Source organism: Streptomyces sp. JLBG701 (assembly GCF_058544905.1).
Map to the genome: position 1 here is coordinate 4,896,460 of NZ_CM178588.1, position 14,712 is coordinate 4,911,171.

Consider the following 14,712-nt stretch of genomic DNA (forward strand, 5'->3'; position numbering starts at 1 on the left):
TGCTGCTGCTAGCGTCGACGGTCTGAGAAATGTAATTCCCGGTCTCTGCCTCTGGCTCTGCCCGCAAGACCTGTGTACAGGAGAATTCCACCCCAGGGCAGAAGTAACCAGGGATAAAACCTTCCTACCCAGCCGAGTGGCGGGCAGCGCACACTGGGCAGTATGAACAGCAGTGCGCACCGTAAGGAGCTGGGCCAATTCCTGAAGGCCCGCCGGGCCGAGCTCAGCCCCCGTACGGTCGGCCTGCCCGAAACCGACCGGCACCGGCGCGTGGCCGGTCTGCGCCGGGACGAGGTGGCCGTACTGGCCGCCATCAGCACCAACTACTACACCCGCCTGGAACAGGGCCGTACGGCCCCCTCCGCATCCCTGCTGTCCGAGCTCGTTCGCGTCCTGCACCTGAGCGACGACCAGCGGGACCAGCTGTTCGAGCTCGCCGGACGGGAGGCCGGTGGGACGCGGCGGCGCGCTCCGCAGAAGGCGCACCCCCGGTTGCGTACCGTGCTGAACGAGCTGAGCGTGGCCCCCGGCATGATCCTGGGCCGGCACCTGGACATCCTGGCGTGGAACCCGATGGCCGCCGCCTTGTTCGGTACCGATTTCGCGAAAATCCCCAAGCCGCACCGCAACTACGTCCGCCGGCTCTTCACCGACCCGGCCATGAGAACGCTGTACGCCGACTGGGAGGACTCCGCCCGCAACGTTGTGGCCGTGTTGCGGCAGCAGGCCGCGGCCTGCTGCGACGACCGGAGACTGACCGCCCTCGTCGGTGAGCTGTCGGTCCAGGACGACCAGTTCCGTCAGTGGTGGGGAGGCCGCCATCTGGCACCCCGCGGCGGAGGCACCAAGGTGTTCAACCACCCGGTCGCCGGTGAACTCGCCCTCGCCTGGGACGCCCTCACCTGCGTGGCCGACCCCGACCAGCAGCTGATCGTCTGGAGCGCCGAACCCGACTCGCGCGCCTACGAGGGGCTGCGCTTCCTTTCCTCCTGGGCGGCGACACGCGCCATGAATTCGTAAAATCAGCAGGTGATTCCCGGCGTAAAGCCAGGGACAAATCCTTCCTACCTTCGCTGTTGAATTCCGTGCCAAGCTTCCAGGGCGCGATTCACGCAATCCCTTTCGAGATCCTTTTCGAGGAGCAATACCCCCATGTCCTCCACCTCCCGCCCCACGGTCGCCGTCGCTTTCCATTCCGGCTACGGCCACACCACTGTCATCGCCGAGGCAGTGGCGCGCGGTGCCGCGGCAGCCGGTGCCGAGGTGATCTCCATCCCTGTGGACACGATCACCGACGAGCAGTGGGCGCAGCTGGACGCCGCCGACGCGATCATCTTCGGTGCCCCCACCTACATGGGCACCGCCTCCGCCGCCTTCCACACCTTCGCCGAGGCCAGCAGCAAGCGCTGGTACACCCAGACCTGGGCCGACAAGATCGCCGCCGGCTTCACCAACTCCGGTGCCAAGAACGGCGACAAGTCCTCGACCCTGGGCTACTTCTTCACCATGGCCGCCCAGCACGGCATGCACTGGATCAGCCTCGGTGTCCAGCCGGGCTGGGCCTCCACCGAAGGCAGCGAGGACGACGTCAACCGTTTGGGCTACTTCGTCGGTGCGGGCGCGCAGACCCCGGTCGATGCCGGCCCGGAGGCGGTCCACAAGTCCGACATCGCCACCGCCGAGGGCCTCGGCGCCCGAGTCGCCCGGCAGACCGCGTTCTTCCGCGCCGGCCGCGCCGCCCTCGCCGCCTGAATCTCCCAGAACCACCCGCAGCCCGACCCGCAAAAGGAGCAGCATCATGTCCGACTCCCCGAACCTCGCCCTCGTCCGTCGGCTCTACGACTCCGGCATGGCCCCGGACGTGGTCGCCGAGGTCATCGACCCCGAGATCGTCTGGGACATCACCCCCGGCTTCCCCTACGGCGGCGTCTACAAGACCTGGGCCAGCGCCGGCGGCGACTTCTTCGGCCGCCTCGCGCCGCGCTTCACCTCCTTCGGCGCGGTGGCCGAGGACTTCTACGACGCCGGTGAGCACGTGTTCGTCCGTGGCCACTACCACGCCGTGGCCAAGTCCGGCGAGGAGTCGGACGCCCGCTTCATCCACCTGTGGACGGTCGGCGACGGCAAGCTCACGCACCTGATCCAGGCCGCCGACAGCCACGTCGTCCAGTTGGCCGCGAACAGCTGACCGCCCGCACTCACCCCAGGGAGCACCCCATGGCGAAGATCCTCTTCCTCATCACCGCCGCCGACCACTGGACCCTGGCCGACGGGTTCGAGCAGCCGGCCGGCTTCTGGGCCGAGGAGGCCATCGGCCCGTACGGCGTCTTCAAGGAGGCCGGCTACGAGATCGCCGCGGCCACCCCGGGCGGCGTCCCGCCGACTCCCGACGCACTCAGCCTCACCCCGGACTTCAACGGCGGCGAGGAGGGCGCCGAGCAGATGCGGACCGCCCTCAAGGAGGCCACCGAACTGGCGAACCCCGTCCGCATCGAGGACGTGAACATCGACGACTACGACGCCGTGTTCGTGCCCGGCGGCTGGGGCCCGATGGAGGACCTGTCCGACGACCCCGCGGCCGGCCGGCTGCTGAGCGACTGGCTCGCCTCCGGCAAGATCGTCTCGCTGGTGTGCCACGGCCCGGCCGCGCTGCTGTCCACCGTGGACGCCGACGGCAAGTCCCCGTTCTCCGGCTACCGCCTGACCGGCCTGTCCAACTCCGAGGAGATCCAGAACGGCCTCGCCGACCGGGCGAAGTGGCTGCTCCAGGACCGTCTCGTCGCGGACGTGGGCGCGGACTACCACAAGGGTGAGGACAACTTCGCCCCCCACCTCGAAGTGGACCGCACTCTCATCACTGGCCAGAACCCCGCCTCGGCCGTCCCGCTCGCCCAGGAAGTCGTCAAGGCCCTCGGCTGACCACACCCCGCACCACACCGCTCAACGTTCGAAGAAAGAGGTAGTACGGATGGACAGCAACGCGACCCTCCCCAGCGTGGGCCAGACCTGGCTGGCGGACCTCGGCCCGGACACCCCGCTCGGCCACTTCACGGTGGAGATCACCTTCGACTCGGCGACCCAGGTCAGCTTCGAGGTGACGGGCGGTGCCATCAAGGGCCGCAAGCAGACGATGGAGTACACCACCACCCAGCTCCGCGACGGCCTGTACGTCGTGCGCTGGACCGAGCCCGACGCCGGTGACCACGTCACCCACATCGAGGACTACACCGAGGGCACCTGCATGGCCAGCTCGGTCATCGGCGGCGAGTTCGTCCAGCTCCACGGGAAGTGGTCCCGGGTCCGCTGACCCCGCGGGGCCGAGCGCTGTCATAGAGAGGCAGTACCGATGGAGACCAACGCAATTCTCCCCAGCGTGGGCCAGACCTGGCTGGCGGAACTCGGCCCCTTCGCGGCGGAGATCACCTTCGCATCGGAGTCCGAGGTCAGCTTCGTGCTGACAACGGGCGACCACAAGGGCAAGACCATGGACTACAGCGCGACCAAGGTTCGCGACGGCCTGTATGTCGTGCGTTGGGTCGAACCCTTCTCCGGTGACATCGTCACCCACATCCAGGACTACACGGCGGGGACGTCCCTGGCCAGCTCCATCGTGGGTGGCGAGTTCGTCCAGCTCACCGGGAAGTGGAGCCGCGTCCGCTGATCCCGCAGGGCAGCGCGGCTTCTCGGCGGTGAGGACTTCCAGGGACAAGTCTCTCCCCCTGACAACACCGCGTTCCGATGTCAGGGTGATGGCATGAACCGCGATCCTCACCGTCACGATCTTGGGGAATTCCTCAAAGCGCGCCGCGCCGAGCTCGACCCGGCCGCCGTCGGTCTGCCCGACGGCGGCTCGCGTCGCGTGGCGGGCCTGCGCCGTGAGGAGGTCGCCGTGCTCGCGGCGATCAGCACCGACTACTACGCCCGCCTCGAGCAGGGCCGTATCCAGCCCTCGCCGTCCGTGCTGGAGTCCCTGGCCCGGGTGCTGCGCCTGGACGACGATCAGCGCGCCTACCTGTACGAGCTCGCGGTCAAGGACGAATTCCGCCCTCCCCGGAGGCAGCCACGCCTCAAGGCGCAGCCGCAGTTGCAGCGCATGCTCGACGACATGGCGCACACTCCCGCCTTCGTGATCGGTCCGCGGACCGAGATCGTCGCCTGGAACGCCATGGGCGCCGCCCTGATCACCGACTTCGCAAAGATTCCGGAGAAACAGCGCTACTACATCAGGCTGCTCATCACCGACCCCGCGATGCGCGAGCTGTACGCGGACTGGGAGGGCGTCACCCGGCTGGCCATCGCCCAGATGCGGATGCACAACGCGAACAACCCCGGGGACGCGCAACTGGCCGCTCTGGTCGGCGAACTCTCGGTCCGGGACAGTGAATTCAACCAGTGGTGGGCAGCCCACAACGTCGCCGTCCGCGACACCGGGACCAAGCACCTGCGCCACCCTGTCGTGGGGGATCTGCATCTCGACTGGAACGCCGTGACCTGGGCCGCCGATCCCGACCTGCAGATCATCGTCTGGACCGCCGAGTCCGGCACGCCCACCCACGACAGCCTGCGCATGCTGGCGTCCTGGGCGGCGGACCCCAGCCACACGACCAGCGGCAGCTCCGCCTGACCGCACGGTCCGGGCACGTCGGGATTGTCCACCGCACGCCCTCCTCCCTCCACACGGGAACCAATTCGTCGGCAAGTGGTCCTTAACCCGGCGGCGCCTCCGCCACAGGATGAGGAGCGATGGCTCGGATCCCGGACGCGCACCGAGGAGCCCTACGGCTCAGGTCGCTGCCCGCGGACGTGTAGGAGGACAGAAGGCATGACCGACTCTTCGATCACCGCGTACGCACGCGCCGCCCCGCTGCGCCGACCCATCCGCGGGCCGTCCGAGCGACCATGATCGAAGCCCTGCAGCGACTTGCCCTGATGGCGAGCCAACCAGCAGCGGATTCAGTCCGTTGGCCCAAAGTTCTGAATCCGCACCCCTGATGAGACGCTTCCGCAGGTCAGAAGCCTGCACAGTGGGGCGAGTGGGACTCGCCCTTGCCGATCAACGCTTGTGTTTCTGTCCTTGTGGCCCCTCAACGGCCCCTGGGGGTCAATGAGTTGGACACACCCGCGCTTGGGCGAACCGTGCCCGTAATTTGATCCACGCCCTGCTCAGCGGCCTGTGATGAAGGCTGCGTCGAAGGAGGAGGCGGGCGGCTCGATGGCAGTGAGGGCGCGCACCCGGGCGAGGGCGTCCGGGGCGCCGATGAGGCGGTCTATGCCGGCGTCCTCCCACTCGACCGAGAGGGGACCGGTGTAGCCGATGGAGTTCAGGACGCGTACGCACGCTTCGAAGTCGATGTCGCCGTGTCCCAGTGAGACGAAGTCCCAGCCCCGCCGGGGGTCGGCCCAAGCCAGATGAGATCCCAGGCGCCCGTTACGGCCGTTGAGGTTCTTCTTCGCATCCTTGAAATCGACGTGGTAGATGCGGTCTCGGAAGTCCCAGGCAAAGCCGAGGTAATCCAGGTCCTGCCAGACGAAGTGGCTGGGGTCGAAGTTGATGCCGAAGGTGGGGCGGTGATCGACGGCTTCCAGAGCGCGCTGGGTGGTCCAGTAGTCGTAGGCGATCTCGCCGGGGTGCACTTCGTGGGCGAAGCGCACACCCTGGGCGTCGAAGACATCGAGGATGGGGTTCCAGCGTTCGGCGAAGTCCTCGTAGCCACGCTCGATCACCGAAGTGGGCACCGGCGGGAACATGGCTACGGTGTGCCAGATCGACGACCCCGTGAAGCCGGTGACGACGTGTGTACCGAGCGCGGCGGCGACCCGGGCGGTGTCCTTGAGCTCAGTCGCGGCCCGCTGCCGTACGCCTTCGGGATCGCCGTCGGCCCAGATCCGGGCGGGCAGGATGGCGCGGTGGCGTTCGTCGATGGGGTGGTCGCACACCGCCTGGCCGACCAGGTGGTTGGAGATCGCGAAAACCTTCAGGCCGTGCTTGTCGAGCAAGGCCCGCTTGGCGGGCACGTAGTCGGAGTCGGCAAGAGCCCTGGCGACGTCGAGGTGGTCGCCGGAGCAGGCGATCTCCAGGCCGTCGTAACCCCATCCGGCGGCAAGTTCACACACCTCCTCGAAGGGCAGATCGGCCCACTGGCCGGTGAAGAGGGTGACGGGACGGGACATCAGCGGTTCCTTCGTTCGTTGCGGGCTTCGTTGCGGGGTTCAAACCGACCCGTGGCGGTCTATGCGCGTGTAGCGGCTGCCATCCACTGCGCTCGCTTCCACGGCGGCGAGCACCTTCTGGACCCGCAGGCCTTCCTCAAACCCCGGAGCGGGATCGGTCCCTTCGGTGATCGCCTTCACCAGATCGCGTGCCTGGTGCGCGAATGCGTGCTCATAGCCCAGCCCGTGCCCCGGCGGCCACCACCCCTCCAGATACGGGTGTCCGGGCTCGGTCACGAGGATGCGGCGGAAGCCCCCGGTGTTCTCGGCGTCCTGGGCGGCGTCGTGGAAGGAGAGTTCGTTCATCGACTCGAAGTCGAAGGCCAGACTGCCGGACGACCCGTTGACCTCGATACGGAGGGCGTTCTTGCGGCCGGTGGCGTACCGGGTGGCCTCGTAGGTGGCCAGGGCGCCGCCGGTGAAGCGCGCGGTGAACACGGCCGCGTCGTCGACGGTGACCTGCCCGGTCCGCCCGGGGCTGTCGGCGAGCGGACGAACACCGACGAAGGTGGCGGTCTGTGCGGAGACTCCGTCGATGGTGTCGCCGAGCAGATACTGGCTCAGATCGACGATGTGCGAGCCGATGTCGCCGAGGGCGCCCGCTCCGGCCCGTTCACGCTGCAGCCGCCAGGTGAACGGTGCGCGGGGGTCATACAGCCAGTCCTGGAGGTAGGCGGCGCGCACGTGCCGGATGTCGCCGAGGCGGCCCTCCGTGATGAGTTGCCGTGCCAGAGCGAGGGCGGGGACGCGTCGGTAGGTGAAACCGACCATCGCCCGGATCCCCTGTTCGTGGGCCCGGCGTGCGGCTGCCGCCATGGTCTCGGCCTCGGCGACCGTGTTGGCCTGGGGTTTCTCGCACAGTACGTGCTTGCCTGCCTCAAGCGCGGCCACCGCTATCTCGGCGTGGCTGTCGCCGGGGGTGCAGATGTCGACGATGTGCACGTCGTCGCGTCGCAGCACTGACTTCCAGTCGTCGGTGGAGTCCTGCCAGCCGAGCCGCTCGGCCGCGTGCGCGGCAGCCTGCGCGCGGCGTCCGACGAGTACTGTCCTGGCCGGTCGCGCCGGAAGGTCGTAGGCATGGCCGACCGTGCGCCAGGCCTGGGAGTGCACGGCTCCCATGAACGAATGGCCGATGAGTGCGACGCCGAGGTGTTGCACGTGGGGATTCCAATCTGCTCAGGCGTGTCCGACGTGCCGCCGATCCCGGGTCACAGGTTCGGCCGGCCGGCCGGCCGCGTGAAACGACTGCCGACTACGCCCGGGTGGCGGGTCATCCCTTCACCGCACCGCCGAGGATGCCGCGGACGAAGTACCGCTGGAGCAGCAGCAGGACGGCCAACGGAAGGAGTACGGACACCAGCGCGGCAGCGGCCATGGTTTCCTGCCCCTGGCCGGTGGCTTGCAGGAGTCCGGCGATCTGCACGGTGAAGGGGGCGTTCGCGCTGCCGCCGCCGAGGAAGAGCAACGGGGTGAGCAGGTCGTTCCAGGACCAGATGAACTGGAGCATGGCCAGGGCGGACAGTACCGGTGTGGCGGTGGGCAGCACGATGCTGCGGAAGATGGTGAACTCCCCCGCGCCGTCGAGGGCCGCGGCTTCCAGGAGTTCGGCGGGTACGGAGGCGAAGAAGCCGTAGAGCAGGAACACGCCGAAGGGGATGGTGAAGCCGATCTGGTAGAGCCAGACGGCCGGGGTGCTGCCCGTCAGGCCGATCGCGTTGAACAGCCGCAACACGGGGACGAGGGTGAGCTGGGGCGGGGTGACCTGGAGGGCGATGACCAGCAGCAGGAGTGGCAGCCGTCCCCGGAAGGACATCCGGGCCAAGGCGTAGGCGGCCACGGCGGAGACGGTGACGGTGCCGACGGTGGCCGGGACGGCGATGGCGAGGCTGTTGCCCGCGGCGGCGCCGAGGTCGATGAAGGTGGCGGCGTTGCCGTAGTTCTCGGGAGTGAAGGCGGGGTGGGCGAACTCGGTCCACCAGCCGCTGGTGGCGACGGCGCCGGTGGTGCGGAAGGAGGTGACCAGGAGTCCGACGACGGGTACGGCCCAGATGACGCCGATGACGGTCAGGACCAGATGCATCGGGGAGCGCGACAGGGTGCGCCTGAGCCGGAGTCGGAGTGGGAGCCGGGGCACGGGGCGCGTCGTGTCCGTCGGCCGGTGTGCTTCGGTGGCGCGGGGCGCGGGCGGGGTGGTGACGCTCATCGGGCGGTCGCCTCCTGCCGGAACTGGCGGATGTTGAGGACGATGACGGGTGAGGAGATGATCAGCAGGATCACTGCGAGGGCGCTCGCGTGGCCGAAGTTCTGGGCGACGAACAGTTCGGAGTAGATGCGGTTGGCCGCGACATCGGTGTCGAACTGGCCGTTGGTCATGACGTAGACGATGTCGAAGACCTTCAGCGAGAAGATGACCTGGGTGGTGAGGGCGACCAGAATGCTGGGCCACAGCGTCGGAAGGGTGATGGAGCGGAAGATCCGCCATTCGCCGGCGCCGTCCAGCCGGGCGGCCTCGATCAGCTCGCCGGGGATGTTCTTCACGCCTGCGGAGAGGATGAGCGCGGTGGTACCCAAGGTCATCCAGCAGCCGACGAAGATCAGCGCGTAGGTGGCCACGGACGGGTCGGCGATCCATGCGACGGGATCGAGGCCCGCGGAGGAGAACAGGCCGTCGATGGTGCCTGTCTGCCGGGCGCCGGGAGGCTGGTACTCGTACATCAATCGCCAGATCACCCCGGCCGCGGCGAAGGAGATCCCGGCCGGCACCAGCAGCAGGGTCCGAACGATCCGCTCGTAGCGGACCTTGTCGCCGAGGACGGCGACGGCCAGGCCGAGGGTGAGGGTGACGGCGGGGACCAGGACGAGCCACAGGGCGTTGTTGCGCAGGGTCGGCAGCAGGGCGCTGCCGAGGGACCATGCGTAGTTGCCCAGTCCGGCCCAGCCGGTCCCGTCGGCGCGGTGGAAGCTGAGCAGGACGGTGTCGGCCATCGGGTAGACCAGGATGCCGCCGGTGAGCAGGCAGGCGGGCAGCAGCCATACCCATGGGCGGACGCGTACCGCCCGCTGCGGGCGTCGGCCGAGTGCGCGTTCGGCGCTGATGATCAGGGCTGCGATAATCGCGGGTACGGCGATCACCGCGGTGGTGATCTGCAGCAACCGGGGAAGCAGGCCCATGGCGGTCACCTTCTTTGTGCGAAGCGGTTGTTACAGGCCGTGCGGGCGCGGGTGGAAAGGGAGGAAGGGAGGCAGGCTCAGCCGGTCGCGGCGGTGCGCTGGATTCCGGCGAGGATGCCGTTCAGGGAGCCCGGCTTCTGGATGTAGCTGACCACGCCCTTGTCGAAGGCGGCGACGACGGCCGGGTCGCTGTACATGCTGGGTCCCGCGACCAGGTTCTTGCCGGTCAGCATCTGCTGGGACGCCTTCTTCAGCAGCGGGTTGGTGTAGGCGGAGGCGGGGATCCTGGAGTTGGCCTCGGTCCACTGGCCGCTGGCGACCAGCATCGTCTGGGCCGGGGCGGAGGCCCAGTACTTCATCAGCGCACGCGTCCTGGGGTTGCTGTTGAAGGCGTAGGCGACATGTCCGCTGAACAGTTCGTCGTCGGCGTGGGCCGGGGACCCGGCGGGGACCGGGAAGAAGTCCAGGTCGGTACCGGGCTTCAGGGAAGGCTTCTGGCCGAGGGTGACGCCGCCCGCGTACACGCCCCACAGCATCACCGAGCAGGTCGGGGGCGAGGAGACCAGGCCGGTGCCGTTGTTGACGACCGACGCGGACAGGACCGAGGTGGGGCCGCCGGCGACCATTTTGTCGTCGGTGGCGACCGCGCCGAAGGCCTTCCAGGCCGCGGTGACCTCGGGAGAGGTCCACGACAGCCGTCCCTCGGCCCAGTCCGTGAGCTTGGCGGCGCCGTAGTGCTTGAGGAACCAGTTCTCGATCCACTGGGCGCCGGGCCAGCCGCTGCCCGCGCCCGCGTTCTGCGCCATGCACCAGGGGGTCTTGCCCGCTGCCGCCTGCTGCTTGGTGAACGCCTCCAACTGGGCCCAGCTGGAGGGGTTCTTGGGGCCCTTGTAGGTCTTGGGGTTGTACCAGACCATGAAGTTGTCGATCTCCGTGAAGATGCCGTAGGTCTTGCCGTTGACGGTGGTGGCGTCCAGCAGGCTCTGCGGGTAGTTCGACTTCAGGGTGCTGGTGCCGATGAGACTGCCAAGGTCGACCAGTTTGCCCTGCTTGGCGTATTTGAGCACGGAGCCGAGGTCGGCGGCGTCCACGACGTCCGGCGCGTTGCCGGCCTGGACGCGGGTCTGCACGACCGTGGCCAGGTCCTCGTTGCCGGTGTAGTCGACCTGGATACCGGTCGCGTCGGTGAAGGGTTTGAGGGCGTTCTTGATCAGTTGCCCCTCGGCGCCGCCGTTGATGCCGAGCATGGTGACCTTGCCGCCGATCTTCTTGCCGCCGGCCGCGGCAAGGGCTTCCTTGCGGGCCGCGGCCGCCAGAGCCGCCGACTGTCCCGTGTCGTTGGCAGCGGCCCCGGTGGAGGTGTTGTCCGCGCAGGCGGCGGTGGCGAGCAGGCAGGAGGTGATGAGGACGGCGGGCAGGGCGCGGGCGAGGGTGCTTCTCATGAGGTGCTCCCGTGCAGAAGGGGAAGGAGGTTGTGCTGGATGAACGTGCGGGCGGCGGTGAGCTCGGCGACCGGATCGGGGACGGCGTCGACCTCCAGCAGCACGTCGTCGCGCAGGCCGGTCCGGGCCATCAGCGTGGCCCAGGCCGCCCAGTCCACGGCGCCCGCGCCGACGCGGCGGAAGTAGGTCTGGTGGTCGTGGTGGAGGTGCTCGTCGATGGGGATGTCGAAGGGCGCGGTGCCGGAGGCGTCCTTCCAGTGGGCGATCACGATCCGTTCGCGGTGCCGCTCCGCGACGCCCGCGGGTTCGCTGCCGGACATCCTGATGTGGCCGGTGTCGGGGCAGAAGGCGACGTAGAGCGGGTCGGTCGCCATCATGAACAGGTCGACGTCACGGGGGGTCCAGAACACCGAGTGCGCCTCGGTGTGCAGGGCCAGTCGCACACCGCTGCCGCGCAGGGTGGCGGCGGCGATCTCGTTGAGGTGGCCGCCGAGCGTCGTGGCGTAGCCGAGGTCGACGAACAGGGGCGGTACCGCGTCGCGGGTGGTGCGCATGGGCAGGCCCGCGACCATGGTGGAGCAGCCCATCGACGCGAGGAACTCCGCGTACTCCAGGGCCTGCTCGGTGAGGGCCGCCCAGTCGGTGGACTCCAGGCTGGGCTGCGAGGAGATGTCGACGAAGAACCCGGACAGCACGCTCAGCCCGCGTACGTCCAGTTCCTTGCGGAAACCGTCCGCCGAGCCGAACGCGGCCAGGGCGGTGCGCCAGTCGCCGGGCGGGAAGGTCAGCTCCAGGGTGGACAGTCCGGCTTCCACGGCCGAGTCCAGCAGCCGGGTCCAGAACCATTCCGGGCGCTCGGCGGCGGTGGCGGCGAGTTCGCGGTCGCTCGCGACCTGCCAGAACGCCGGGTCGTAGAAGGTGATGAGGTCGGCGCCGAAGCGGGGGGTGGACTGCGGGTCGCTCACGGGTGTACCTCCAGGGTGTTCAGGGCCTCGGCCCCGTAGGTGCCGTCGACCGGCTCGGGGCGTTCGCAGGTGGTGGTCAGCTGTACGGGGGCGCCGGTGTCGGCGGAGACGGCGATGGCCTCCAGCGCGTCCAGGACGTGGAAGGCCAGGCCGGCGGTGGCGTGGTGCGGGCGGGCCTCGCGCAGGGCGGCGGCCAGATCGGCGACGCCGATGCCGCGCATCAGCTGATCGTCGCTGCCCGGCCGGCCCAACGGTGGTACGGCCGGGGGTAGTTCGGACCACTGCGGGTCGCCGTGGCGGCGCAGCAGGACGGGGCCGTCGTAGCCGTTGGGGTTGGGCAGGGAGAGGGTGCCCTCGGTGCCGTAGATCTCGACGAAGGGCAGGTGGTGGTCCCACACGTCGAAACTCAGCATCACGGTGGCCAGCACGCCGCTCGCGAAGGTGACCGTGGCGGCCGTGTGCGTCGGCACGCTCACTTCGATCCGGTCGACCAGGCGGCCCGGGGCGGTCACGGTGCGCTGCGGAGCGCCGATCCGGCTGGTGCCGTACACCGCGGACACCGGCCCGAGACAGTTGACCAACGCGCTGAGGTAGTAGGGGCCCATGTCCAGGGCCGGACCGCCGCCGGGCCGGAACAGGAACGTGGGGTCCGGGTGCCAGGTCTCCGCCTGCGAATGCGTCACGAAGGCCGTGGCACCGACGGGCTCGCCGATCACGCCGCCGTCGATCGCGGCCCGTGCGGTCTGCCCGGCGGAGCCCAGGAACGTGTCCGGCGCGGCCCCGAACAGCAGCCCCCGACGGTCGGCCTCGGCCAACACGGCGCGGGCCGCGGCCGTGGTGGCGGCCAGCGGCTTCTCCACATAGAGGTGCTTGCCCGCGGCCACGACCTGCTCGCTGACGACGGCATGCGCGGCGGGTGGAGTGATGTTCACGACCACATCGACGTCCGTCCGGCCGAGCAGCCCGTCGACGGTGCAGGCGACAGCACCCGACTCGGCTGCCGCCGCCTGGGCCCGGACGGGATCGGCGTCGGCGACCGCGACCAGTTCCAGTCCGGGGAAGCGGGACATACCGGTGGCGTACCGGCTGAAGATGTTGCCGCAGCCGATCACACCGACGCGGACGGGGTCATGCATCGCGACTCCTGCCTCAGACGACTCGATGTCTCTCGGACATCTGGAAATCTCGGAAGTGCGGGTGTCCGAATGGGATCTGTGTTCCGTGATCCCGGGATGGGCGCGAAGCGCCGAAGACACGGGAACCCGCAGGTGGTGGGCGACAAGCCGGTGGTCCGGGAGACCGGGTGACGGTCGTTTTCGGCCGGGTGGCGCCGCACCGCAACTATTGCCCCGGCCCCGCCAGGTAGACAAGACAGAACTTATGCAAGATGCGACGAAACCTTCCCGGAACCCCGTCGTCACCGCCTGGATGACGGGTCCAACGGGGAGTTGCTCTTGGCTCAACGAGCTGCTTACTGTGCATCAGGGCATTCCAAACAGCACCTTCGACAAGGGAGACAGCGGCAGTGTCAGAAGCTTTCGCCAGATCCGGCAGAACTGGTGCGGTCAACGGTGTCGAGTCCGCGCATGCCGGGCTGCGCGAGCACAGCGAACTCGTCACCCATGTCGCCACCGGCCGCGCCTCATCGAAGACCGACCTGGCACGGCTGACCGGACTGTCCAGAACCACGGTCGGCAAACGACTGGACGCGCTGACCCGGCGCGGTCTCCTGACCACACACCTCGGCGACTCCACCGGCGGCCGTCCCGCCGTGGAACTCAGCGTCAACCCGGCCGCCGGAGTCGTCGCCGCCATCGACATCGGCGCCGCACACTGCCGCGTCGGCGTCCTCGACCTGGGCGTACAACTTCTCGACAGCGGCTACGTCGACATCACGCCCGAGGCAGGGCACGAAGCCGCCATGGCCGGCATCCTGGCCACTCTTGAAGAACTACTCACCGGAGTCGACCGCCGGTGGTCCGACGTCCGGGCGATCTGCATCGGCGTGCCGGGCCCGGTCGACACCGACAAGGCCGTTCCGATCCGGCCCGTCAAACTGCCCGGCTGGGAAAGCTTCCGGCCCCAAGACGTCTTCTCCCCCATGTGCGACGCCCCTGTGCTGGTCGACAACGATGCCAACCTCATGGCACTCGGCGAGTACCGGTCCCGGGCCGATGCGGTAGACGACATGCTCTTCGTCAAGTTCGGCTCCGCACTCGGCTGCGGCATCATCAGCAACGGCAGGATCCACCGCGGCGCCAACGGCATCGCGGGCGAGATCGCCCATGTACGACTGCGCGGCACCGATTACGGAGACCAGCTGTGCACCAGCTGCGGCAACCCCGGTTGCCTGCGTGCGATCGTCAACGGCAACGCCATCGCCGCCCGGCTCGCCGCCGAAGGGCTTCCCGTAGAGACCAAACACGACGTCATCCGCCTCGCCCAGCAGGGCGAACCCCGAGCCCTGCGCGCGGTGCGCGAGGCCGGCGAACGACTCGGTGAGGTGCTGGCCATCGTGGTCTGCTTCCACAACCCCGAACTCATCGTGATCGGCGGATCCTTCGCCGCCCTCGAGGAAGATCTGCTGGCCGGCGTCCGCAGCGTCGTCTACGAACGAGCCCTGGCCCAGGCCACCCACCGCATCCGCATCGAGACCACGACCCTCAACGCCGACCTCGGCCTGCTGGGCGGCGGCCACCTCGCGGTGGAACACGCCCTCTCCCCGGCAGGGCTCGCCGCCTGGCTCTGATCCGGTCCCGGTGAAGTACGTTCACGCCGCGCACCCGGGCACGGCCCTGCCGCGGATCCCCCGGCGGTGCTGGCGTCGGTCGTGCTGGCGAGCCTGCCGTTGCAGGTGGTGTACGTCGTCGCGTGCCGACAGCTCGTCAGAGGTGTGACCGTCGGATTCAGCAAGTGACGAAAGG

General features: G+C 68.9%; 15 protein-coding genes. 8 read left to right on the forward strand and 7 right to left on the reverse strand.

Going from position 1 to position 14,712, the window contains the following annotated elements; genetic code table 11:
- Positions 1 to 162 precede the first annotated feature (162 nt).
- The 7 genes from AC5DRG_RS22380 (at position 163) to AC5DRG_RS22410 (ending at position 4,624) form a co-directional block, all read left to right on the forward strand.
- Positions 163 to 1,020 carry a helix-turn-helix domain-containing protein gene (locus AC5DRG_RS22380; RefSeq protein ID WP_491812374.1) on the forward strand — a complete coding sequence of 286 codons (858 nt, stop codon included), beginning with the start codon at positions 163 to 165 and terminating at the stop codon, positions 1,018 to 1,020.
- A gap of 132 nt (positions 1,021 to 1,152) precedes the next feature.
- The gene (locus tag AC5DRG_RS22385; protein WP_491812375.1) at positions 1,153 to 1,752 is read left to right on the forward strand and encodes a flavodoxin family protein; all 600 of its coding nucleotides are present in this window, start codon (positions 1,153 to 1,155) and stop codon (positions 1,750 to 1,752) included.
- A gap of 46 nt (positions 1,753 to 1,798) precedes the next feature.
- Positions 1,799 to 2,188, forward strand: a complete 390-nt coding sequence (locus AC5DRG_RS22390) for a nuclear transport factor 2 family protein (RefSeq protein WP_491812376.1) — start codon at positions 1,799 to 1,801, stop codon at positions 2,186 to 2,188.
- A gap of 29 nt (positions 2,189 to 2,217) precedes the next feature.
- The gene (locus AC5DRG_RS22395; protein ID WP_491812377.1) at positions 2,218 to 2,919 is read left to right on the forward strand and encodes a type 1 glutamine amidotransferase domain-containing protein; all 702 of its coding nucleotides are present in this window, start codon (positions 2,218 to 2,220) and stop codon (positions 2,917 to 2,919) included.
- Positions 2,920 to 2,968: 49 nt separating this feature from the next.
- Positions 2,969 to 3,307, forward strand: a complete 339-nt coding sequence (locus AC5DRG_RS22400; protein WP_453679350.1) for a MoaF-related domain-containing protein — start codon at positions 2,969 to 2,971, stop codon at positions 3,305 to 3,307.
- 39 nt (positions 3,308 to 3,346) lie between these two features.
- The gene (locus AC5DRG_RS22405) at positions 3,347 to 3,661 is read left to right on the forward strand and encodes a MoaF-related domain-containing protein (RefSeq protein ID WP_491812378.1); all 315 of its coding nucleotides are present in this window, start codon (positions 3,347 to 3,349) and stop codon (positions 3,659 to 3,661) included.
- Between the two features lie 93 nt (positions 3,662 to 3,754).
- Positions 3,755 to 4,624, forward strand: a complete 870-nt coding sequence (locus AC5DRG_RS22410) for a helix-turn-helix transcriptional regulator (protein ID WP_491812379.1) — start codon at positions 3,755 to 3,757, stop codon at positions 4,622 to 4,624.
- A 539-nt stretch (positions 4,625 to 5,163) separates the two neighbouring features.
- Here AC5DRG_RS22410 and AC5DRG_RS22415 read toward each other — a convergent pair.
- From AC5DRG_RS22415 to AC5DRG_RS22445, 7 genes are all read right to left on the reverse strand, one after another.
- A complete protein-coding gene (locus tag AC5DRG_RS22415) occupies positions 5,164 to 6,171 on the reverse strand; it encodes a sugar phosphate isomerase/epimerase family protein (RefSeq protein WP_491812380.1) in 1,008 nt (335 codons plus the stop codon).
- A gap of 39 nt (positions 6,172 to 6,210) precedes the next feature.
- Positions 6,211 to 7,368, reverse strand: coding sequence for a Gfo/Idh/MocA family protein (locus tag AC5DRG_RS22420; protein ID WP_491812381.1), 1,158 nt, complete (start codon positions 7,366 to 7,368; stop codon positions 6,211 to 6,213).
- 112 nt (positions 7,369 to 7,480) lie between these two features.
- Positions 7,481 to 8,413: a carbohydrate ABC transporter permease gene (locus AC5DRG_RS22425; protein WP_491812382.1), complete on the reverse strand. Its 933-nt coding sequence runs from the start codon at positions 8,411 to 8,413 to the stop codon at positions 7,481 to 7,483.
- Entirely contained in the window at positions 8,410 to 9,381 is a 972-nt protein-coding gene (locus AC5DRG_RS22430) for a carbohydrate ABC transporter permease (protein WP_491812383.1), read from the reverse strand. Before AC5DRG_RS22430 ends, AC5DRG_RS22425 begins: the two co-directional genes overlap by 4 nt.
- A 77-nt stretch (positions 9,382 to 9,458) precedes the next feature.
- Positions 9,459 to 10,823 carry an ABC transporter substrate-binding protein gene (locus AC5DRG_RS22435; RefSeq protein WP_491812384.1) on the reverse strand — a complete coding sequence of 455 codons (1,365 nt, stop codon included), beginning with the start codon at positions 10,821 to 10,823 and terminating at the stop codon, positions 9,459 to 9,461.
- Positions 10,820 to 11,788 (reverse strand): sugar phosphate isomerase/epimerase family protein, encoded by a 969-nt coding sequence (locus AC5DRG_RS22440; RefSeq protein ID WP_491812385.1) that lies wholly within the window; start codon positions 11,786 to 11,788, stop codon positions 10,820 to 10,822. The genes AC5DRG_RS22435 and AC5DRG_RS22440 overlap by 4 nt, the downstream gene beginning before the upstream one ends.
- Positions 11,785 to 12,924: a Gfo/Idh/MocA family protein gene (locus AC5DRG_RS22445; RefSeq protein ID WP_491812386.1), complete on the reverse strand. Its 1,140-nt coding sequence runs from the start codon at positions 12,922 to 12,924 to the stop codon at positions 11,785 to 11,787. The genes AC5DRG_RS22440 and AC5DRG_RS22445 overlap by 4 nt, the downstream gene beginning before the upstream one ends.
- 389 nt (positions 12,925 to 13,313) lie before the next feature.
- On the opposite strand from AC5DRG_RS22445, the gene AC5DRG_RS22450 reads away from it, so the two are divergent.
- The gene (locus AC5DRG_RS22450) at positions 13,314 to 14,537 is read left to right on the forward strand and encodes an ROK family protein (protein ID WP_491812387.1); all 1,224 of its coding nucleotides are present in this window, start codon (positions 13,314 to 13,316) and stop codon (positions 14,535 to 14,537) included.
- The last annotated feature ends 175 nt before the right edge of the window (positions 14,538 to 14,712 follow it).

Coding starts and splice junctions, on each gene's coding strand:
- AC5DRG_RS22380 (WP_491812374.1), top strand. CDS start 163: ATGAACAGCAGTGCGCACCGTAAGGAGCTGGGCCAATTCCTGAAGGCC.
- AC5DRG_RS22385 (WP_491812375.1), top strand. CDS start 1,153: ATGTCCTCCACCTCCCGCCCCACGGTCGCCGTCGCTTTCCATTCCGGC.
- AC5DRG_RS22390 (WP_491812376.1), top strand. CDS start 1,799: ATGTCCGACTCCCCGAACCTCGCCCTCGTCCGTCGGCTCTACGACTCC.
- AC5DRG_RS22395 (WP_491812377.1), top strand. CDS start 2,218: ATGGCGAAGATCCTCTTCCTCATCACCGCCGCCGACCACTGGACCCTG.
- AC5DRG_RS22400 (WP_453679350.1), top strand. CDS start 2,969: ATGGACAGCAACGCGACCCTCCCCAGCGTGGGCCAGACCTGGCTGGCG.
- AC5DRG_RS22405 (WP_491812378.1), top strand. CDS start 3,347: ATGGAGACCAACGCAATTCTCCCCAGCGTGGGCCAGACCTGGCTGGCG.
- AC5DRG_RS22410 (WP_491812379.1), top strand. CDS start 3,755: ATGAACCGCGATCCTCACCGTCACGATCTTGGGGAATTCCTCAAAGCG.
- AC5DRG_RS22415 (WP_491812380.1), bottom strand. CDS start 6,171: ATGTCCCGTCCCGTCACCCTCTTCACCGGCCAGTGGGCCGATCTGCCC.
- AC5DRG_RS22425 (WP_491812382.1), bottom strand. CDS start 8,413: ATGAGCGTCACCACCCCGCCCGCGCCCCGCGCCACCGAAGCACACCGG.
- AC5DRG_RS22430 (WP_491812383.1), bottom strand. CDS start 9,381: ATGGGCCTGCTTCCCCGGTTGCTGCAGATCACCACCGCGGTGATCGCC.
- AC5DRG_RS22435 (WP_491812384.1), bottom strand. CDS start 10,823: ATGAGAAGCACCCTCGCCCGCGCCCTGCCCGCCGTCCTCATCACCTCC.
- AC5DRG_RS22445 (WP_491812386.1), bottom strand. CDS start 12,924: ATGCATGACCCCGTCCGCGTCGGTGTGATCGGCTGCGGCAACATCTTC.